Annotated in this window: 20 protein-coding genes; 5 read left to right on the plus strand and 15 right to left on the minus strand. The window is 63.1% G+C overall.

The window, feature by feature from the left end:
• The first annotated feature begins 442 nt into the window (after positions 1-442).
• Positions 443-1,738 (plus strand): site-specific integrase, encoded by a 1,296-nt coding sequence (locus FHW94_RS21360; protein WP_168557861.1) that lies wholly within the window; start codon positions 443-445, stop codon positions 1,736-1,738.
• Positions 1,739-1,791: 53 nt separating this feature from the next.
• Here the strand turns inward: FHW94_RS21360 and FHW94_RS21365 are convergent, their stop codons facing one another.
• Positions 1,792-2,457, minus strand: a complete 666-nt coding sequence (locus FHW94_RS21365; RefSeq protein WP_168557862.1) for a hypothetical protein — start codon at positions 2,455-2,457, stop codon at positions 1,792-1,794.
• A gap of 323 nt (positions 2,458-2,780) precedes the next feature.
• Here FHW94_RS21365 and FHW94_RS21370 point away from each other — a divergent pair, with 323 nt between their 5' ends.
• Genes FHW94_RS21370 through FHW94_RS21380 form a run of 3 tightly spaced genes read left to right on the plus strand, consistent with a single transcriptional unit; the run spans position 2,781 to position 6,121 of the window.
• A complete protein-coding gene (locus tag FHW94_RS21370; RefSeq protein ID WP_168557863.1) occupies positions 2,781-4,352 on the plus strand; it encodes a recombinase family protein in 1,572 nt (523 codons plus the stop codon).
• Positions 4,353-5,234, plus strand: a complete 882-nt coding sequence (locus tag FHW94_RS21375; RefSeq protein WP_168557864.1) for a plasmid partitioning protein RepB C-terminal domain-containing protein — start codon at positions 4,353-4,355, stop codon at positions 5,232-5,234.
• Positions 5,231-6,121: a plasmid partitioning protein RepB C-terminal domain-containing protein gene (locus FHW94_RS21380; protein ID WP_210425804.1), complete on the plus strand. Its 891-nt coding sequence runs from the start codon at positions 5,231-5,233 to the stop codon at positions 6,119-6,121. Before FHW94_RS21375 ends, FHW94_RS21380 begins: the two co-directional genes overlap by 4 nt.
• Before the next feature lie 236 nt (positions 6,122-6,357).
• Here FHW94_RS21380 and FHW94_RS21385 read toward each other — a convergent pair whose 3' ends face one another.
• The 14 genes from FHW94_RS21385 to FHW94_RS21450 form a co-directional block, all read right to left on the minus strand.
• Positions 6,358-6,579 (minus strand): AlpA family phage regulatory protein, encoded by a 222-nt coding sequence (locus FHW94_RS21385; protein WP_168557865.1) that lies wholly within the window; start codon positions 6,577-6,579, stop codon positions 6,358-6,360.
• Positions 6,576-6,803, minus strand: a complete 228-nt coding sequence (locus tag FHW94_RS21390) for a DUF2274 domain-containing protein (RefSeq protein WP_168557866.1) — start codon at positions 6,801-6,803, stop codon at positions 6,576-6,578. The genes FHW94_RS21385 and FHW94_RS21390 overlap by 4 nt, the downstream gene beginning before the upstream one ends.
• Positions 6,804-6,812: 9 nt before the next feature.
• The gene (locus tag FHW94_RS21395) at positions 6,813-8,030 is read right to left on the minus strand and encodes a TrbI/VirB10 family protein (protein WP_168557867.1); all 1,218 of its coding nucleotides are present in this window, start codon (positions 8,028-8,030) and stop codon (positions 6,813-6,815) included.
• On the minus strand, positions 8,027-8,887 hold the full coding sequence (gene trbG, locus FHW94_RS21400; RefSeq protein ID WP_168557868.1) for a P-type conjugative transfer protein TrbG: 861 nt from the start codon (positions 8,885-8,887) through the stop codon (positions 8,027-8,029). The genes FHW94_RS21395 and trbG overlap by 4 nt, the downstream gene beginning before the upstream one ends.
• Positions 8,884-9,684: a conjugal transfer protein TrbF gene (gene trbF / locus FHW94_RS21405; protein ID WP_168557869.1), complete on the minus strand. Its 801-nt coding sequence runs from the start codon at positions 9,682-9,684 to the stop codon at positions 8,884-8,886. Before trbF ends, trbG begins: the two co-directional genes overlap by 4 nt.
• Before the next feature lie 19 nt (positions 9,685-9,703).
• Positions 9,704-11,008: a P-type conjugative transfer protein TrbL gene (gene trbL, locus FHW94_RS21410; protein WP_168557870.1), complete on the minus strand. Its 1,305-nt coding sequence runs from the start codon at positions 11,006-11,008 to the stop codon at positions 9,704-9,706.
• A 111-nt stretch (positions 11,009-11,119) separates the two neighbouring features.
• Positions 11,120-11,878 (minus strand): P-type conjugative transfer protein TrbJ, encoded by a 759-nt coding sequence (gene trbJ, locus FHW94_RS21415; RefSeq protein ID WP_168557871.1) that lies wholly within the window; start codon positions 11,876-11,878, stop codon positions 11,120-11,122.
• Between the two features lie 6 nt (positions 11,879-11,884).
• Positions 11,885-14,323 carry a conjugal transfer protein TrbE gene (gene trbE, locus FHW94_RS21420; RefSeq protein WP_168557872.1) on the minus strand — a complete coding sequence of 813 codons (2,439 nt, stop codon included), beginning with the start codon at positions 14,321-14,323 and terminating at the stop codon, positions 11,885-11,887.
• Positions 14,317-14,577 (minus strand): VirB3 family type IV secretion system protein, encoded by a 261-nt coding sequence (locus FHW94_RS21425; protein ID WP_168557873.1) that lies wholly within the window; start codon positions 14,575-14,577, stop codon positions 14,317-14,319. Before FHW94_RS21425 ends, trbE begins: the two co-directional genes overlap by 7 nt.
• Positions 14,574-14,858, minus strand: coding sequence for a TrbC/VirB2 family protein (locus FHW94_RS21430; RefSeq protein ID WP_246866337.1), 285 nt, complete (start codon positions 14,856-14,858; stop codon positions 14,574-14,576). Before FHW94_RS21430 ends, FHW94_RS21425 begins: the two co-directional genes overlap by 4 nt.
• A gap of 52 nt (positions 14,859-14,910) precedes the next feature.
• Entirely contained in the window at positions 14,911-15,912 is a 1,002-nt protein-coding gene (gene trbB / locus FHW94_RS21435; RefSeq protein WP_168557875.1) for a P-type conjugative transfer ATPase TrbB, read from the minus strand.
• Entirely contained in the window at positions 15,909-16,313 is a 405-nt protein-coding gene (locus tag FHW94_RS21440; protein ID WP_168557876.1) for a CopG family transcriptional regulator, read from the minus strand. The genes trbB and FHW94_RS21440 overlap by 4 nt, the downstream gene beginning before the upstream one ends.
• A gap of 7 nt (positions 16,314-16,320) precedes the next feature.
• Entirely contained in the window at positions 16,321-18,345 is a 2,025-nt protein-coding gene (locus tag FHW94_RS21445; RefSeq protein ID WP_168557877.1) for a conjugal transfer protein TraG, read from the minus strand.
• A 161-nt stretch (positions 18,346-18,506) separates the two neighbouring features.
• Positions 18,507-19,358 carry a HEPN domain-containing protein gene (locus FHW94_RS21450; RefSeq protein ID WP_210425805.1) on the minus strand — a complete coding sequence of 284 codons (852 nt, stop codon included), beginning with the start codon at positions 19,356-19,358 and terminating at the stop codon, positions 18,507-18,509.
• 288 nt (positions 19,359-19,646) lie between these two features.
• Between FHW94_RS21450 and FHW94_RS21455 the strand changes: the two genes are divergently transcribed.
• The gene (locus FHW94_RS21455) at positions 19,647-20,831 is read left to right on the plus strand and encodes a Fic family protein (protein WP_168557879.1); all 1,185 of its coding nucleotides are present in this window, start codon (positions 19,647-19,649) and stop codon (positions 20,829-20,831) included.
• The last annotated feature ends 8 nt before the right edge of the window (positions 20,832-20,839 follow it).

Consider the following 20,839-nt stretch of genomic DNA (forward strand, 5'->3'; position numbering starts at 1 on the left):
GTTGTCCGGAACATTTTGATGTTGTGAGGCAGGCGCGGTCCCACTGTCTTTTCCCGCCCTCGCGCTCACCGCCACCGTGCTCTTCTGGCTTTGATCAGGGTGTCCTGAGCCAGCATGCCTAGCATGCAGCGCAGCTCATCAATGTCCGTAATCGCGGGTGGGCGCCATCTCTTCGGCATCCGCTGCCGTAAGCGCTTGGCTATTTCAATGGCCCAGCCGCTTGGCGGAGACGGAGGGATTCGTATCCCCCTTTTCATGACTTTGCGTCAATTGGCTTTTTCTGGCATATTTAGTCATCGTAAACAACTGCTTAGCAGAGATCCATGCGGATTGCAGGTCGCCGCAGTTCGGACCGGTTCGCTACGATCCAGCGCACAAACCCGGGCGCGGACCCGGGCGGAACCCTCAAGCTGGCAGTTCGACGGAGCCATTGGGATTCGAAATGTCACGCCCATTACATAAGCTGAGCTCTCGACGCATCTCCACGCTGTCCGCGCCAGGATGGTATGGCGATGGCGGCGGCCTCTACCTCCGCATCAAGACCGATGGATCTAAGCGCTGGGTGTTCACCTACGAGCGCAACAAGCGCCGACGCGAGATGGGCCTTGGGGCCGTCGCGGATGTGTCGCTTGCAAAGGCGCGAGAAGAAGCGGCAGCGGCGCGGCAGCTGTTAAGCGAAGGTCTCGATCCAATCGAGCAGCGGCGGGCCACTGGACCTCTCGAGCCGGAACAGAAGCCGGAGTCCGAACCGGAAATCGTGAAGCAGACCGGTGCCCCGCTATTCGGTCCTTTCGCAGAAGCATATATCGACACCCAGGAAGAGGGATGGAAAAATCCCAAGCATCGCCAGCAGTGGCGCAACACGATCAAGACGCACGGGGAATCGTTGCTCGCCATTCCAGTCGATGCGATCACCGTGGATGATGTGGTTGCGGTGCTACAACCGATCTGGCGCTCGACCCCGGAAACCGCAGGGCGGTTGCGTGGGCGGATTGAGAACATCCTCGATGCCGCCAAGGCATCGAAGCACATCGCCGGTCCATGGGAGAATCCTGCACGCTGGCGAGGCAATCTGATCCATCTGTTGCCACGCCGCAGGAAGAAATCGCAGGTGCGCCATCATCCGGCGATGCCATATGAAGATCTACCCGATTTCATCGTGCGCCTGCGCCGTCGGTCGGCGCTTGCGGCACGCGCCCTCGAGTTCACCATTCTCTGCGCAACGCGTACCAATGAGACGTTGCGCATGACATGGTCAGAGGTGGATTTGGACGGTGGCGTATGGAACGTCGCCGCCGATCGCATGAAGATGGGTGTTGGGCACCGAATCCCACTGCCGGGTCGCGCCGTCGAGATTCTTCGTGAGATTGCAAAGGGCTCCAACTGCGATCCAGGCACATTCGTGTTCGAAGGGCAAAAGATGGGAAAGCCGCTTTCCCAGATGTCGATGACGATGGTGCTCCGCCGGATGAAGCTTGGCCATTATACCGTGCACGGCATGCGCAGCGCGTTTCGCGACTATATGGGGGACATGACGAACCACCCGGAATCTGTCGTGGAACAGGCTCTTGCCCACCAGATCGGGGACGAGACCACCCGCGCTTACCGGCGAGGGGATGCTTTCCTGAAACGGCGCGAACTGATGAAGGATTGGGAGGGCTATCTCGATTCCAAAGCGCTGAAGTCGAAACAGCCGAAAGGCCGGTCAAAACCGGATTTGGCGGGAGTGGCCGCGTAGCCATAGTCATCGTGGCGTGGCCAGGAGTGTCGTCGGAAAACCGTAGCCGCGAGTTAGGGCTTGCTGGCAATAAGCCCAGTCACGCCCTGAATCTTGTCCACCCAGTTGGCGGCGACGCTGCTTCTCCAACCAATTACCTCATGAAGGAGCGCATAGTCGACGGCGAGGTTTCGACCGAATATCGGCTCATGGTGCGCGATGCGATTCCGGAAATGTCGAATCGTCAGCAGTGCGTTGAAGGCGGCCGCACGAGCCGTGGGAATTGGAGTTGCGTTAGGAACGCCCGGGAATGAGGCATTGAAGTTTCCATTGGGGAGCCAGAGGCGGTTGTCCTGGCCGACCGTGAATACCTTTTCCCAGAAGGCAAAGTTGAGTTCCGCCACAACCTTGCCCGTGGTTGGCTGCCTTGCCGCAACGTCGCGCAGGTTGTTCTGCGGATTGTAGTGATAGGCCTTCTTGGGCACTGGAAGGCTGCGAATGAAACCGTTTGACCATGGCCAGTTCGGACCATGCACCTTCTCGATCGCCTCGACGACGCCGTTGCGGGCCGCGACTTCGCACACTTGCAGCGGCACGATAAACGCGGCGGAAATTTCCAGATTCCACTGATATAGGGCGAGTGCGTGATCGACGTCGTTGTTTGTGGCGCGCAGATACGTGGCGAATCGCGGTCCGGAAATGACGGAAGGAAGATCGCGAATTTCGTCGGCAGTGAACATTGATGGGGCGACTCGGTGGGGAGATTCCCCTCTGTAGGTTGACTTTTAACCCCTTCGCACCCATTATCTCAACCAGCGGCTTTGAGACACGCGGGCGCAAGCCCCCCCTCATCGTCATCGGATAAATGGGAAGCCCGTCAGAAATGGCGGGCTTTTCCAATTCTTAGCCATGATGCTCGCCTTGACGGCCAGCACTCCACCCAGGGGCGGTATGCAGGCGGCCGGCCCGTCGATTTAAACCCGATTGTCCAAGGTCGATCTCGTACCGTTGCGCCCGCCCCTACAACCGTGTAATGATATTGCGACTCGATAGCAGAGAAGCAATGCCATCTGACTCGGAAAATGGAAAACATGGCATTGGCGGCCGATCCGGCCTTGTTCGCGCTGCGCAATATGTGCGCATGTCGACCGACCACCAGAAATACTCGACAGAAAACCAATCGGAATACATCGCCTTCTATGCCGCCCAGCGTGGCTATGAAATTGTCCGAACGTATGCTGATGAAGGAAAGAGCGGCCTTCGCATAGATGGGCGGGAGGCTTTACAGCGCCTGCTTTCCGATGTGGAATCGGGAACAGCCGACTTTTCTGCGCTCCTGGTCTACGATGTAAGTCGTCTCGGTCGTTTCCAGAACACCGACGAAGCGGCCGAATTTGAACTCCGCTGCAAGCGTGCGGGCGTAGCCATTCAATATTGCGCCGAGCAATTTGAAAACGACGGGTCCATGATGGCTGGCTTGTTCAAGGCGTTCAAGCGCTCGATGGCGGGTGAGTATAGCCGTGAACTCTCCGTCAAGGTCCATGCCGGACAAACACGGTTGATCGAATTGGGTTTTCGACAAGGCGGCGCTCCTGGATTTGGAATCCGTCGCCAACTTGTCGATGAGCACCTGCAACCCAAGGGGGATCTGGCAGCAGGCCAGCATAAAAGCATTCAAACAGATCGGGTCATCCTGGTGCCCGGCCCACCGGAGGAGGTCGCTGTCGTCCAGGCGATCTATCGCGCATTTGTCGAGCACGGTCGTTCCGAGCGCGAAATCGCAGAAGATCTGAACCATCGAGGATTACGGACGAACCTGGGGCGCCCATGGACGCGTGGAACTGTCCATCAAATCCTGATCAACGAAAAATACATTGGCAACAATGTGTGGAACCGCACCTCCTTCCGGCTGAAGCAGGCGCATACCCGCAATCCACGAGAAAAATGGATCAGGCGCGACTGCGCTTTCACACCGATTGTCGATGCCAGCCTGTTTGCTCAAGTCCAGGCGATTATCGCCCAGCGGTCGATCCGACTGACTGATGCGCAAATGCTCGATGTCCTGAAAGCACTATTGAACCAGCACGGCGCATTGTCCGGTCTCATCATCGATGAGAGCGAAGACTGCCCTTCCAGCAGCGCGTTCCGCAATCGCTTCGGCGGTCTGCTGCGCGCTTACTCGCTGGTCGGCTTCACGCCTCGGCAGGATTACGGCTATCTTGAAATCAATAAGGAACTGCGGCGCCTCCACCCCGAACTCATATCCGACATCCTGGCCGGAATAGACGACGTCGGCGGTTCGGCCATGCTGGATCCCGATACGGACCTTGTCCGGGTCAATGATGAATTCACGCTATCCATTGTTTTGGCCCGCCATCGCCAAACCGGCGCTGGTGCGGCTCGATGGCACATCAAGATCGACCACCAGTTGAAGCCGGATATTACAGTCGCCGTGCGGATGGATGCCGACAATCGGACACCGATGGACTTTTATCTGCTCCCCCACCTGTCGCTTGGAGACGCATTCCTCCGGCTCTGCGAACATAATGGGTTGGGCTTCGATGCCTATCGGGTTCCCTCGCTCGAGTCGCTGTTCGCCTTATCCCGGCGCGCCAAGCTGAGAAGGGCTGCATGAATGTCACAAGAGACGGGTCAGACGGTCGCTTTCATCGCCATCGACAGCATCACTGTCGTCAATCCGAGAAGTCGTCCGAAACGCAGCTTCAAGGAGATGGTCGACAGTATTGCCTCTGTCGGCCTGAAAAAGCCGATCACCGTTACACGAAGCCGGGACCAGGGCGCGGGATATGACCTTGTTTGCGGTCAGGGGCGCCTTGAGGCCTTTCGTTTGTTGGGCGAGAAGACGATACCGGCCTTCGTGGTCGACCTCGACCCACAGGAAAGCCTGATTGCAAGCCTGGTCGAGAATTTTGCCCGCCGCCAACTGCGCGGCGTCGACCTGCTGCACGACATCGGCGCGATGAAACAGCGAGGGCATACCGAAGCCGAAATCACGCGAATGACCGGGCTCTCATCGGAATATGTGAAGGGTATCATTCACCTGCTCGAAAAGGGTGAACAGCGACTCCTGCAATCTGTCGAAGCTGGGATCGTGCCGGTCGCGGTCGCGGTGCAGATCGCCGATGCTGATGATATCGGCGTTCAGGAAGCTCTCCAGCAGGCGTATGAGCGCAACGAATTGCGCGGCAAGCGCCTGCTTGCCGCCAAGCGATTGGTCGACCGGCGTGCCAAATACGGCAACGCGCTCGTCTCCAACCTGACGAGAAAGCCCAAGATTTCATCGATGTCGCTGGTGCGAGCCTATGAACAGGACACCGAGCGCAAGCGGATGCTGATACGCAAAGCCGAGGCCACCAAGGCACGGTTGCTACTGATTACCGCAGCAATGCGGGAAATGATGCGCGATGAAGCACTGGTTGAAATCATGCAGCAGGAGGGTCTGGCCACAATGCCGAAGGTCCTCTCCGACCGTGTCTTCCCAGGGAGAATCGCATGATGTCCGAGCTGCGCAAACCGGTCCAGATCGCGTTCGAGCGTGAAAGCCGCATCATCCCGATCTCGAAGATCAAACTTCTTCGGCCTGTTACGCAAGCCATGCGATCAGGGATAAAATATGGGCAGATCGCGGCATCGGTAAAGGAGGTGGGCATCATCGAGCCTTTGGTGGTGGTGCCCGATCCATCTGTAAAACATGCATACTACCTCCTTGATGGACATATCCGATTGGACATTCTCGTCGGCGAAGGTGCCGATCGCGTGGACTGCCTCGTTGCTACGGAAGACGAAGCGTTCACCTACAACAAGCGAATAAGCCGCATGTCGATCATCCAGGAACACAAGATGATCCTCAAGGCAATCGAGAAAGGAACGCCTGAAGAACGCATCGCGCGCGCTTTGAACGTCAATGTATCGACGATCAGATCCAAACGCAGGTTGCTGGCGGGTATTTGCCCCGAGGTCGAGGAAATGCTGAAGGATCGTCAGGTTCCTATCAGCGTTTTCACCGAGCTCAGGAAAATGAAATCGGTACGGCAGGTCGAAGCCGCAGCATCGATGATAAAGATGAACCGCTTCACGAACGATCAGGCGCGCTTCCTGGTCGCCGCGACGCCCGCAAGCCAGTTGGTCGAAGGCAAAGCCAAGCCAAAGGAACTGACGGCGGAGCAGATTGTGGAGATGGAGCGCGAGACAGCCAATCTCGACCGGGAAGTGCGCGCGATCGAAGACAGCTATGGGGCCGACAATCTCGCCTTGGCGGTGATCACGGGATTTGTATCAAAGCTGCTCGATAACGCGGCCGTCCTGCGTCACCTTGCCAAGGTTCATCCTGACATATTGAGCGAGTTTCAGAAAATTCGAGACGCTGGAAGAGTTCGGGCCTGAAGTGTGATGGGGACCCGGACCCGAAAGCGCGGGGACCGCAGGAGACGCCGCACAGTGGGGCGGATCAAGGGCGGGGCAGGAAGGGCGGCGATCCCGCTGAGGCCTGCCAAGGCTGGTAGCCATAGACCAGCCGACTTGCCGCATCCCGCAAGTTCCTCCTGCATGCCGGCAGGGATGCAGCCGGCATGCTCCTGTCTTCTGGTGCGCTCGATCACGCCACGTAGGGCGCTGGCAGATCAGCTCGGAGTTGAAACGGCTCTCGTAACCACGGCAATCCACGCCTCAACCTCGCGCTCGCTCCAGCGCGCTGCCGCTGGCGTGATCTTATATGGCCTTGGGAAGCGCCCTTCGCCGATCATGGCGTAGATCATGGTCTTGCCGAGGCCCACCCGATGCCGAACCTCAGCCAGCCGTAGCAATCGATCAGGCACCGGTGCGCCCTCGATTTCGGTCGTCATTTGCGTCGTTCCAGCCCATCGCGGGCCTTTGCGAAACTGCGGTCGCTCGCAAGGAAAGCTGCGATCATGTGCGGGACCAGATCAGCAATCGCCTGCTCGTCGCCATAGGCCTGCTGGTAAATCGTCGCGTAATCCACCAGGGCCAGATGAAGGTCAGGCGTGACGCTGATCGTCAACTTTACGGGCGTCCTGTCGGGCAGGCGGGGCAACTTGAGATCTGCCATATCGAGCTCCTATTCTCTCCAGGGCGCGAGGATGAGATCGCGGTGAACGACCAGCCGGACCGGCGCGCCCGGTCGGATCGTGATGGTGGGCTGGACTTGCAGGTTGCGGGACGTGATCTGGTCGCCGGCGCGGGAGACGTTCTGCTGGGTCGATTGGCGGATCGCCTGGACGAGATCGCTCTCGCCGGAAAAGGTCACGTTTGCGCCCACGCCCAGCAGGGTCGAAATCGCGACGCCCCTGAGCAGTGCCCAAGTGTGAAAATCGACGCGATCCGCAAGCCCGGCATAGCCTGACGGGTCGGTTGCGGGCACATTGTCGAGCCGGATCGAGTTGCCGTCCGGCAGGATGATCCGCTGCCACACCACCAGTGCGCGCTTCTGCCCGAAGGCGACGACGCTATCGTAACTGCCGATCAGCCGCGCACCCTGGGGGATGAGAAGGATACTGCCCGTGGCGCTGTCGAAGACCCGCTCCGTCACCTGGGCGATGACGAGCCCGGGAAGATCGGACCTGAGTCCGGTGATCAGACTGGCGGCGATGACGCTGCCGGCAGACAGCATGTTTGGTGACGCGGGAGGGCTCAGCCGGTGCGCATTGACATCGCCACCGGTGTCGCGCGCAGCCACGAAGTCAGCCTTGCGCTGTTGCGCATTGGGATCACGATCGGGGTCGATAGCGAGCTGCGGCGCATTGGTCGCAGGCGACGGCAAGGGGGACGTCGCATCCGCAATGCGAGCCGGATCGGTGCGATTGCCCGATTGTACCAGCACGGAGGACTCGCGTGCTGCTTTTAGTTCTGCGGCCCTTCGATCCCGTTCGGTTGCGGCTGCCTGTTCAGCGTGCGCCGCTTCACCGCCCTCGAGCGCGATCGGCATGGCGCGCTGGTGCTCGAGGATTGGCCGCCCGAGGTCACCCGGCAACGGCGGGCCGAGCTTGGGCACGTCACCATAGCTGCCTGGCAGACGGTTGAGGGTCTCGGCAGGCGCCTTCGCGGCTGCGGGCGTGTCCTCTGCCGGTGCCGCGAGATGCAGGTCCGTAGAGCGCAGCGCTACCCACGCCGTCGCGGCCAGACCGACCGAGCCGATCGCCGCGATGCCGACAATGGCGCCTCGCTTGAAGCGGATCGCACGCACGGGCTGTGCGCGAAGCGCCAGCGTTTCCGGATCCACCTTGGCCGGGATGGCAGGCGCTTCAGGAGCCGATGGGGATGCTGCCTCGGCGGTCATGATTCCCTCCGGTCAGGCGAACCTTCCGCCACGCGGCGGATGCGGACAATCTGCTGTTGCTTCGTGCCGAGGCGAAGCTCGGCGACGTCGAAGATCCGATCGACGACATAGAAGCGCCCCTTCACGCGGTAGTTGACGAGCTGGGCCTCGCCCTTCCCGTCCACCAAAAAAAGGGGCGGTGCCTCCCCCACCGCCAGCGATGCCGGAAACTCGACGAAGGTCTGCCGCCCGTCGTCGAACGCGCGAAGTGGCCGCCAGGCCGGTCGATCGCCCGATACCGCATAATTAAAGTGCAGCTGCTCGACCTCGATCCCGGTGGCCACCGGTGCAACCGCCTCGGCTGCTGCGGTGGCGCGCTTCAACGCGATCAGCGCGTCCTGGGGATAGGTCCAGGAGAGCGCGACCATTGCCGCCTTCGCCCTGCTGGTCAGGTTGAGGTGATAGGTGCGCCGGTCGGTGGTGATGACAAGGTTGGTGGACAGGCCGGCGCTGTACGGCTTGACCAGAACATGCGTCCGCCGCTCCGCAGCCGAACCGCTGGTGGTATCGCCGATCACCCAGCGCGCCGTGTCGCCGCTCGCGACCGCGACCAGCGTTTCGCCCGGCTGCAAGGCAATGTCGGTTACCCGCTCCGGCGCCGTGGCGACGGAGTAGATGGCGCCATCGGCGAACGGATATGTCTGCACGGCGGTGACGGAGCCCTGCACGACGGGACCGTGCGTAGACCCATCGTCGGCGCCGACGATCGGCGAGGGAACGCGCCCGGCATTATCGCGAGGCGAACTTGCCCCCGCGCTGGCTTCGGCAAGGATCAGGCAAGGCGCCAGCAGCGCGGTGGTTGCGAAGAGTCTCGTCATGGCTGGGTCTCCGTATTGACGGTAGGTTGAGCGCCAAGGTTCGGGTCCAGCGGCGAGCCGAGCGGCACGTTGCTGGGCGGCGGGACGGTGCGCGCCGAAGCAGGCGACGCTGCGGGCTCGAGTTCACGGCTCCAGTCGATCGCGTCGATGTAGATGCCGAGCGGGTTCTTCCGGAGCGCGTCGGCTGATACCGGCGGCTTGGTCAGGATCGTCAGGATGCCGGTCCAGTGGGACGTGCCTGCAGCATTCCCACGCTCATAGGCGGTCTCGGTCCACTTCACTTGAAAGGAGCGATCCGATGCCCGGACTACGCTCGTCACCTGGACCGACACGGTCCGCTGGCCGATCCTGGCAAACGGGTCTGCCGCCCGCGCATAGTCGCTGAGAAACTGGCTGCCGCGGGTCGTGGTGAAGTCGAAGGCCGAGAGCCAGTTGCGCCGCATCAGCACCGGATCGAGCGAGACGCCGCGGACATTCTCGATGAACTTCGCCAGATGCCAGGCGATCTGGGGATCGGTGGGGCGGTAGCCCGCTTCGGCCTCGGTCACTGCCCGGGCCTCGCCGAGGCGATCGACCTCGACGACATAGGGCGTGACGCGGCTTTGCAGCGACTGCCAGATGAGCGCGCCCGACATGGCGGTCGACAGCGAAAGCGTGCCGAATGCCATCAGCCGCCAGTTGCGGGCCTGGACACGGGCCGACCCGATGCGGTCATCCCAGACCTGCCCGGCGCGTTGGTAGGGAGTCTCTGGCTCGGGCGTCTGCGCGTAGCGCTGGACGGCGCGCTTAAAGAACATGGGATATGAAGATCATGGCTCAATCTTCCCTTTCCTTGATGTCGGGGGTGGCGGATGCGCCGCCGCGATCGCCTTCCTTCAGCGTCTGCATGGCGACATGGCGGTGATGACGGGCGTCCTGCTGGCGACGAAGCGACCGTGCCCAGGGCGGCGCGCCGTCGGTGGGGGCGCTTGGCGTGGATCTGGTGACACCGGCCCCGCCGTTGAGGGCAGACCAGGCGGCGTCACGGCCGCGCTCGGCAGCCTCGCCCAATCCCAGCGCTGACGAGGCCTTCTGGCGCACCGTGTTGCCCGCCGCCTGCGCCATGCCGCCGATGCCCGCACCGACGCTCGACGATCCGGCCGCGGTCTGGCCGAGCTGGTAGGCGGCAGACGCAGCCGACCCCATCGTCGTGCCGGCCCGGATCGCGCCGAGCGCGGCACTGCCAACCGCACGGGCCGCACCCATCGCGGCACCGCCACCCAGGGCTACGGCGCCCGCCGCACCAACGGCGGTGCCAAGCGCGGCGCCCGCACCCAGTTGCGGGGCACCGGCAACGAGGCCCGACGCGATGCCGGGACCGAAGATACCGAGGCCGAGCAGCGTGAGCGAGGCCAGCACAAGGCTCATGGCCTGGCCGATGTCGGGCTCCTGGCCCTGTAGGGCGGTGGTGAATTCGCTGAAGAAATTCGAGCCGATACCGACGATGACGGCGAGCATCATCACCTTGATGCCGGAACTCACCACATTGCCGAGCACCCGCTCCGCGAGGAAGCTGGTCCGGTTCCAGAGCGCGAACGGCACCAGCACGAAACCGGCGAGCGTCGTCAGCTTGAACTCGACGATGCAAACGAACATCTGCACCGCGAGGATGAAGAAGGCGATGATCACGATCGCCCAGGCGAACAGCAGCACGATGATGGTCAGGAAATTGTCGAAGAAGCTGGTGAAGCCCATCAGCTTCGAGATCTGGTCGAGCATCGGCCATGCCGCCGAGAAGCCGGTGCCGGCGAGTCGACCGGGTTTCAGCAGATCATCCGCCGATAGCGTGCCGCCGCCGGCGGTCAGGCCAGCTGCCGCAAAGGAGCGGAAGATGATGTCGGCGAGCGTCGAGAAGCGATTAAGGATGAACGCGAACGCGCCAATATAGAGGATCTTCTTGATGAAGCGGCCGATCACGTCTTGCTCGCCGCCCATCGCCCAGAACAGGCCGGCGAGCGTGATGTCGATGCCGATCAGGGTCGTGGTCAGGAAGGCGACGTCGCCGCCCAGCAGCCCGAACCCGCTGTCGATGTAGCGGATGAAGGTCTGGAGGAACCGATCGATGACGTTCAGGTCGTTCATGAGAAAATCCTAGGAAGGAAGCCGCGGGGTCCGATCTGGGGAGCGGGATCGAACCCCGCGGCGGCAGCGGCGAAGAGGCGAATTCGCCGCTGCCCGCGCACCGGCTCGGGCCTATTGGCCACGGGGCAATGGGCTATAGGCCGAGCCGGAACCGAGAAATCTTGTGGTCGCCGCGCGGGCATCGATCTCGGCCTGCGCCCGGCGCGCCTGCTCGATCGTCTGCGCCCGATATTGTGCCGCCATCAGGTCCTGAATCTGGAACTGCTGCTTGGCGGTGAGGGCAAGCAACTGATTGGTCGCCTGTTGCGCCTGCAGCGCGCCTTCGGCACCCTGGCTTCGCGATACAATGCCGTTCAGGGTCTGCGCGTCCGCCTGGACATTTTCGACGACCTGCGCCTGCACGCCCATCGTCTGTTTGTAGGTCGCCATCTCGGCATCGAGCCGGGACCGAGCGGCGACAACCTGACCGTTCATGGTCAGCGCCTGGTTGAAGCTCTGCGGGAATAACGCGCGGAATTGCTGGTCGAGGCCGTCGACACGGAACTGAATGCCCTGCGCCTGCCCCATCAAGCGGTCGATCTGCTGGAGCGTGCTGGTGATGGCCTGGATCTCAGGAAAGCCGATCTTGGCGAGATTCTTCGCCTGATTGATCAGGCTTTGTGCCTGATTTTGCAGGCTGCGGATCTGGTTGTTGACCTGCTGAAGGGTTCGCGCGGCGGTGAGCAGATTTTGACTGTAGTTGCTCGGATCGAACACGGTGAACTGCGCATGGGCGGGCGCGCTCGGCACGATCAGTGCGCAGGCCAGCGAACCGATGGCGCCCGCCCCGAGTGCGGTCGCGACCAGATATTTGCGGATTGGGATACGCATCACACTTCACTCCTTGGCTTGAGGGACGGGAAAATCGGCGAGGAGGCCGGCAGCCCAGTCGAGACCGGCTCCCTCAAGGAATCGGGCGGCGAAATCCTTGGGGCCATGCTCAGCCAGCAGGGCGTCGATCCGCGCTTGGGTTGCGGGATCGGAGGCGCCGCACAGCGCCAGCGCAATCGGGCCAAGGCCCAGTTCGAAAAGGCGGTTGCCGCGTGCGGATTGCAGATAATAATGCCGCTTGGGGGTGGCGCGGCTGACCAGTTCGATCTGCCGGTCGTTGAGGCCGAACCGCTCATAGGCGGCGCGCGACTGCGGCTCGATCGCCCGGTCGTTGGGCAGCAATATGCGCTGCGGGCAGCTTTCGATGATGGCGGGCGCGATGCTGCTGTCGGCGATGTCCGCCAAACTCTGCGTTGCGAACAGCACCGCGACATTCTTCTTGCGGAGCGTTTTCAGCCATTCGCGGATGCGCGCAGCGAAGAGCGGATGGTCGAGGAAGATCCACGCCTCGTCGAGGACCAGCAGCGTCGGACGGCCGTCGAACCGTTCTTCAAGGCGGTGGAACAGGTAGGTCAGCACCGGGGCAACCACGCCGGCCTGTCCCATCAGCGACTCGGTCTCGAAGCACTGGACGTCGGCGATCGCGAGATGCTGCTCGGCCGCATCAAGGAGACGGCCATAGGGGCCGTCGAGCGTATAGGCCGTGAGCGCGGTGCGCAGCGCATTGGACTGGAGCAGCATGGCAAGTCCAGTCAGCGTGCGCTCCTCGGGAGGTGCCGACGCGAGACTGCCGAGCGCCGACCAGACGGCGTCCTTCACCTCGGGGGTGACGATGACCTGCTCGTGCGCCAGCAGCGCCGCGATCCATTCCGCCGCCCAATTCCGCTCGCTCGAATCGTCGATCCGGCGCAGCGGCTGGAACGCCAGGGTGTCGCCGCTGTCCGCGCCGAGTCCGAGCGCGTGATGGGCACCGCCCATCGCCAGCACGGCCGCGCGCGCCGAATAGCCCTTGTCGAAGATATAGAGCTGGGAGCCGACATAGCGCCGGAACTGCAACGCGATCAGCGCCAGCAGCACCGACTTGCCGGCGCCAGTCGGGCCGACGACGAGCATATGGCCAACATCGCCGACATGGGTCGAAAGGCGAAACGGGGTCGATCCGCTTGTCTGGGCGTAGAGTAGCGGCGGTCCGCCAAGATGCCGGTTTTCCGTTGGTCCTGCCCAGACCGACGATAGCGGCATGAGATGGGCGAGGTTGAGGGTATGGACCAGCGGCTGGCGCACATTGGCGTAGGCCTGGCCGGGCAGCGACGAGAGCCAGGCTTCAACCGCGTTGACGCCTTCGCGCTTGGCGGTGAAGCCGAGGCCGTTGACGATCCGCTCGACCGCGCGGACCTTGTCCTCGGCGCGGTTACGGTCGGCATCCGATACCGTGATCGTCGTGGTCAGGTAGCCGAAGGCGACGTGATCGCCGCCGAGCGCCTGGAGCGCGAGATCGGCATCGACCACCTTGTTGTCAGCGTCGGTGTCGAGGAGTTGGACCGGCTGGTTGTACATCACCTCGCGCAGCAGCGCGGTGATCGACTTGCGCTTGTTGAACCATTGCCGCCGGATTTTGGTCAGCGCCTTGGTGGCGTCGGTCTTGTCGAGCGCGATGAAGCGCGTGACCCAGCGGTAGCCAAAATCCTGATGATTGAGCGCGTCGAGGATGCCAGGCCGGCTCAGGTTCGGGAAGCCCAGCACCGTCAGGGTGCGCAGATGGGTCTGCCCAAGCATCGGCTCCAGCCCGCCGACCAGCGGCGTATCGGCAAGCAGTGCGTCGAGATAGATCGGCGTTTCCGGCACGGCGACCGGGTGACGCCGGCTGGAAACGGTGCCGTGGAGATAGGTAAGTGTCTCGGCGTCATCCAGCGCCCGAACTTCGGGCATGAAGCCCGACAGGAGATCGAGCACGCGATCGGTCTCGGCGATGAAGCTGGAGAGACTGGCATGCCAGTCCCGGCCCTTCGCATCATCGGGTCGCTCAACCAGTGTCCGTCCCGCAGCGTCGCTGCTGTCGGCGGGCGGCAGCCAGACCAGCGTGCCGTGATAGACACTCTCGAAATGCTGCCCCTCGGCTTCGAACCCGGCACGTCGTTCCTGCTCGACCAGCCAGGACGCCGCATCGGGGAAAACGCTCTCGGGGTAATCGAGCGCCTCGCGTCGTTCGGCCTCGAAGAACAACGCCCAGCCGGAGCCGAGCCGCTTGAGGACATTGTTGGCGCGCGCGCAGGTCGCGACCAGCTCCCCCTCGGTCGCGCTTTCGAGATCGGGTCCGCGAAAGGCGAAACTTCGCTGGAAGCTGCCGTCCTTGTTGAGGACGACGCCGGGTGCGACCAGCGCGGCCCAGGGCAGATGGTCGGCGAGCCGGTCCGCGCGCCACCGATATTCGGCGAGGTTCAGCATGCCAGATATCCTTTCTGGCGCAGATGACGGAGCAGTACGGGGGCGAAGTCCGGGTCGCTACGGGCCGCTAACACAGCGATGCTGTGGCCGATCGCCCAGAGCGCGATCCCGACCAGCCATTGCTGGAGGCCCAGGCCAACGGCGGCGGCGACCGTGCCGTTGACGATCGTGATACCGCGCGGCGCACCACCCAGCAGGATGGCTTGCCCCAGGCTGGCGTGGATCGGCGCATCGAAGCCCTCGATATGGCTCATGCCACCAGCGCCCCGCCGCCGAAGCTGAAGAAGGACAGGAAGAAGCTCGACGCGGCGAACGCGATCGACAGGCCGAAAACGATCTGGATGAGCTTGCGAAAACCGCCGGCGGTCTCGCCGAATGCGAGCGCCAGACCGGTGGAAATGATGATCAGGACCGCGACGATCTTGGCGACTGGTCCCTGGACCGATTCCAGCACCTGCTGCAGCGGTTGCTCCCAGGGCATGCCTGCGCCGCTGGCATAGGCGCGGCTGGGGATGGTGACCGAAAGGCCGAGCATCACCCCGGTCAGGAAGAAGCGGTCGCGATTGAGAATACGAACGGTCGTCATGTCAGTCTCCTTGCAAGTCAGGGGTTGGCGTTGGTGTGAGATCGACGACGGCGTAGCCGCCGTCTGGGTCGAGCCCGGCGACGCGGGCAATCGTCTCGATGCGCCGCGCGGTGCCGCGCCCGGCGATGAACACGATCATGTCGATCGCCTCGGCGACCAAGCGGCGCGGCACGGTGACCACTGCCTCCTGGATGAGCTGCTCGATCCGGTAGAGGGCGGACGCCGCGCTATTGGCATGGACGGTAGCGATTCCGCCGGGATGGCCGGTGTTCCAGGCCTTGAGCATGTCCAGCGCCTCGCCGCCGCGGACTTCGCCGACGATGATGCGATCTGGCCGGAGGCGCAGCGTCGAGCGTACGAGAGCGCCCATGGTGACCGTGTCCGCTCGGGTCCTGAGCGCAACCGTGTCGGGCGCCGGCGACTGCAGCTCGCGGGTGTCCTCGATCAGGATCACCCGTTCGTCGAGATGCGCCATCTCGGCGAGCAGCGCGTTGGCGAGTGTCGTCTTGCCTGAACTGGTCCCGCCAGCGACGAGGATGTTGCGGCGGTCGACGACGGCCTGGGCAAGGAGCCTCGCGGCTTCTGCCGTAAGGATGCCGTCGGTCACATAGTCCATCAGCGTATAGATGCGGGCCGCCGGCTTGCGGATCGAAAAGCAGGGAGCGGTCGAAACCGGCGGCAGGATTCCCTCGAACCGCTCGCCTGCGCCAGCACCAAACGGTGGCAGCTCGGCCGACACGATGGGCTTATCGCCATGGACCTCAGACCGGACATGCGACGCCACCAGCCGAATGATCCGCTCGACCTGGGGCGCGTCGAGCTTCACGTCGGTGTCAACGCGGCCTTCGCCGAGGATGTCGATACGGAGCGCACCGTCGGGATTGACCATAATCTCGAGGACGCGGGGGTCGCTGAGCGCGGCGGCAATCGCCGGTCCCATCGCGGTGCGCAGCATGGCGCGGCGGCGTTCCGTCGAAACGCTGTCAGCGGGATGCACCGTCATGCTGCCCCTCCATCGGTTTCGGGGGGTATCAGCGTCCGCCTGCTACCGGCGAGGTGGCGGCCGACCTGGGCTACGAACGCCTCGAAGCGGTCGCGACCGATCGCGCGGGCCGCAGCATCGGCATCGGGCAACGGCGCCGTCACCATCAGCTGGTAGCGGACAAACAGCGCCAGACTCTCCAGCAGCACGTCGATGTCGCGCCGCGCGCCAGCAAGCTCGCGGGTCAGGCGGTCGAGACGAAGCTTGAGGAGATCGTCGATCTCCTTGGTTCCCCGGCGCGCCAGCCAATCCTTCAGCGCATCGTTGACGAGGTGGCTCTTGTTGCCGCGCGGGCCGGCCGCGAGCGCTTCCAGCGCGTCGCTGAGCTCGCGGTCGATATAGAGGTTCTGGCGGATCTTCATGGCAGCCTCAGAAATCCGGTATGAGGTCGCGCTTCGCGCCCTCGTTGATGGCATGCCCCCGGACAACGGCGTTCTGCCCTTGCGCCTGGTCCATGGCGCGCTTGTCGGCGGTGACGTCGTCATCGTCGGGCACGACCTGCGGATCGCGCGTTTCGGCGGCGTCGTTCGTTCTGGAGACCTGCTGGGGAAGGCCGGGATGGCGCTGCTGCTGCATGCCACCATCGTCTTCGCCACCCGCGGCGTCCCCGGCCTGATGCAGTCGGTCGTCGGTGCTGCGTACTTGGTTGGACCAGTCGTCGCTGCGCGACTTCGGCCGATCGGCATATTGGCCCGGCGTCAGTTTGGGTGCAGCAGCCACGCGTGCGGTGAAGTTATGGTCGCGGAAATAGCGCAGCTTGCGCGCCCGGATCGGCGCGAGGCCGGAGACGAGCACAAGCTCCTCGTCGGGCGAAAGCTGCATCACCTCGCCCGGCGTCAGCAGCTGCCGGGCAGTTTCCTGGCGGCTGACCATGACGTGGGCGAGCCAGGGGGCGAGCCTGTGCCCGGCATAGTTGCGCATCGCCCGCTGCTCGGTCGCGGTGCCGAGCGCATCGGAAATGCGCTTCGCGGTCCGCTCGTCATTGGTCGCGAAGGCAACGCGAACATGGCAATTGTCGAGAATGGCGTTGTGCTCGCCATATGCCTTCTCGATCTGGTTGAGGCTTTGCGCGATCAGAAAGGCGCGGATGCCGTAGCCGGCCATGAAGGCAAGGCTCGTCTCGAAGAAATCGAGACGCCCCAGTGCCGGGAACTCGTCGAGCATCATGAGGAGCTGGTGCCGACGTGCGGAGGTGCCGGGCTGGTCGAGCCGCTCGGTCAGGCGGCGGCCGATCTGGTTGAGCACGAGCCGGATCAGCGGCTTGGTGCGGCTGATGTCCGATGGCGGGATGACCAGGTAGAGCGACAAGGGCCGCTCGCCCTCGATCAGGTCGGCGATCCGCCAGTCGCAGCGCGACGTAACCTCCGCGACGGTCGGATCGCGGTACAGGCCGAGGAAGGACATAGCGGTCGACAGCACGCCCGAGCGCTCGTTCTCGCTCTTGTTGAGCAGTTCTCGCGCGGCGGACGCGACGACCGGATGGACCCTGGGGTTCTTGTCGTCGCCGAGATGATTGGTGGTCATCATCCGGCGGAGCGTGGCGACGAAGCTGCGCTGCGGATCGGACAGGAAGGTCGCGACCCGCGCGAGCGTCTTCTCCTCTTCGGCATAGAGAATGTGGAGGATCGCGCCGACCAGCAGCGAATGGCTGGTCTTCTCCCAATGGTTACGGCGTTCGAGCGCGCCCTCGGGATCGACCAGGATATCGGCGATGTTCTGGACGTCGCGCACCTCGTTGGTGCCGCGCCGGACTTCGAGCAGCGGATTGTAGTGCGCCGAGGCGGTGTCGGTTGGATTGAACAGCAGGCAGTGCGAGAAGCGCGCGCGCCAGCCGGCGGTCAGCGTCCAGTTCTCGCCCTTGATGTCGTGGATGACGGCCGAGCCGGTCCAGGAGAGCAAGGTGGGGACGACCAGCCCAACGCCCTTGCCCGAACGGGTCGGCGCGAACGCCATGACATGCTCGGGGCCGTCATGACGCAGATAACGGCCGCGCAGCTTGCCGAGCATGACGCCGGTGTCACGGTGCAATCCGGCCTGCTCGATTTCGCGGCGGCTTGCCCAGCGGGCTGACCCGTAAGTGGTGACGTTGCTCGATTGTCGCGCGCGCCACAGCGAACCGAAAATCGCCGCCGCACAGCCGATGAAGCCGCTGGCGCCGGCGAACATGGCCGCCCGGTCGAACACGTGCGGGGCATAAGCGTCGTAATGATACCACCAGGGGAACAGCGCCCAAGGATGGTAGACCGGCACGCCATCGAGCCGGAACCAGGGCGCACCCAGTTCTGGCTGATAGGCCAGCATGGCTGCCGCCCATTGTGTCGCCGCCCAGATGCCCAGCAGGACGATGGCGAAGACGACGATGATCTGGCCGATGAGTAATTTGGTGGGTGTCACGTCGAGGCTCCCGCCCGCCGGACAGGACCGGTTCGGGCGGTTTCAGACTCGGTGACAGGCGCCGAAAATTGAACGGCGCTGATGGGCGCAGATGGGCTCGTGTCGGTCTGCTCCGGTCGGATGCCGAAACGGAAGGCTATCCGGGAGCGGGTTCCAAGCGGTTAGAGGCCGGCGTCGGCTTTCAGCGTGTCGAGGCGTTCGCGCGAAACAGTCTCGACGATGTCGCGCAGGGCGCGGACCGACTGCGACAGGGCGTCCAAATCCTCATTGCCGATTTCATAGCTCGCCGAATAGCGAGCCTCGACATAGGCGCGCTTGAGAAGTTCGAACCGGCGGCGGTCAAGTCTAGTGGCGCGGGGCCAAGCTTCGATCAGCCGCGCTTCGCTGTCCTCGGCGAGCGAGCGCAGGAACTTGATGTTGTGGGAGCGGGGGAAATAGAGGGTGCGGACGAGCAGGAAGCAAGCGTAAGCCGTTTCGGTCGCTTGATGTAGGTTGAATGCTGCATGTCGCCTATATCGAACCGGATCGTCGGTACGTGACTGCTGCGCCGAAGCTGTTTCGAGCCAGACATCGATATCGCCAAGCTTCTCTGCAAAATATTTCGATGCCATCTCGTGGGCGTCAGCTGTCGTCAGCGGTTTGGGCGTCGCAAGCGCGCTGCCGGGCAATTCGTAGAGCACGATCCCATCGCGGGCGATATCGGTCCAGAAATATTCACCCCGGCTCAGCGCCTGGTTCACTTCGTCCAGCGTATGGACGATGATGTTCACCGGCCGCGCGATCGCGCTGTCGTGCAGGATCTTGTCCTCGGCGACATACCAGTAATCGGCTACGTCAGTGAGGTCCGGGTGGCTGACGATGACCAGCAGGTCGAAATCCGACTGGTAGCCGTTCTCCGGCTCGTCCACCCAGTCGGTCCGGGCATAGCTGCCGAACAGAATGATCTTGAGGATCTTGCCGTTCTTCTTCCACGGCTGGTTCGCGCGCGCGATCGCATCGGCAAACTCGCCCATAAGCGTTTGCTTCACGCGGTCCAGTTCGCTTTGCTGGACCGGGGGCAGATGGTCGATGTCACTCCGCACGAAGGGGATTCTCACGGCAGACCATGAAGTTGGCAAGCCCTAACCACATGGACGGGTGCGCCGATGATCGCGCGTCACGCACGAACGCTATCCCGCGTGTGTTCCAGATGATCGCGCACCTTGCCGCCTCCCTTATTTAAGCCAGCTTATCTTAGCGCATTTGCTAATTAAGTGAAGTGGCGATTGCTTAAATAAGGCGTGCCGTGCATATTGGCGCGCATGACTGATCCAGAACCGAATCCGCGGCTGGGCCGTTTCGTGGAGACCCCCGTAGCCGGGGAGATGGTCAGGGCATTCGTGCCGCCGCCGCAGCCACCTGCGCCACCGATCGACGTGTTGGCGCTGCTCGACCGGCTCAGCCTTGCGGAGCGTGCCCTGGGGCGCCTCGACGGTATCACCATGCTGCTGCCGCGCCAGGAACTCTTCCTCTACATGTACGTCAGGAAGGAAGCGGTGCTTTCGTCGCAGATCGAGGGCACACAATCGACGCTCTCCGACCTGCTCCGCTTCGAAACCGAGGCACAGACCGGCCAGCCTATCGAAGATATTCGCGAGGTATCGAACTACGTCGATGCCATGATGCACGGCCTCGAACGTCTGGAGGAAATGCCACTCTCGCTTCGCCTCATCCGCGAGATGCACGAGCGCCTGCTGCAAAGCGGCCGAGGTGGCACCGAGAGTCCCGGCGAATTCCGCCGATCGCAGAACTGGGTCGGCGGTACCCGTCCCGGCAATGCGCTGTTCGTCCCACCCCCGACCACGGAACTCGATGGCTGTCTCGATGCCCTCGAACGGTTCATGCACGAGGAGGAGTCTCGCCTGCCGGCGTTGATCAAGGCGGGCCTGCTTCACGTCCAGTTCGAGATGATCCACCCCTTCCTCGATGGCAACGGACGGATCGGCAGGTTACTGGTAACATTGTACCTGTGCGTCAACGGCGTCCTTCGAAAGCCGCTGCTCTACCTCAGCTTGTATCTCAAGACGCACCGGCACGATTATTACCGATTGCTGCAAGAGGTCCGCGAAGAGGGCGCCTGGGAGGCTTGGCTCGATTTCTTCCTCGCCGGCGTGGCCGATACCGCCAATCAGGCCTTTGACGCTGCCACCCGCATCGTCGATCTGTTCAAGGAGGATCGCGAACGGATCACCGCTGAGAGTGATCGTGCCGGATCGGCGCTGCGCGTCCATGATCTGTTCCAGCAGAACCCGTTCCTCAATGCGAACCAACTGGTCGAACGGACTGGCCTGTCAGCGCCGACCGTGAATGCGGTGCTCGCCGACCTTGAACGCTTGGGGGTGGTTGAGGAAATCACGGGCAAGCGGCGTGGCCGCGTTTTCGGGTACCGGCGATATCTTGCGATCCTCAGCGAGGGTACGGAGCCGTTGCCCTCACGAACAATCTGACGACAGCT

This window comes from Novosphingobium sp. SG720, assembly GCF_012275365.1.
GTDB classification, from domain to species: domain Bacteria; phylum Pseudomonadota; class Alphaproteobacteria; order Sphingomonadales; family Sphingomonadaceae; genus Novosphingobium; species Novosphingobium rhizosphaerae.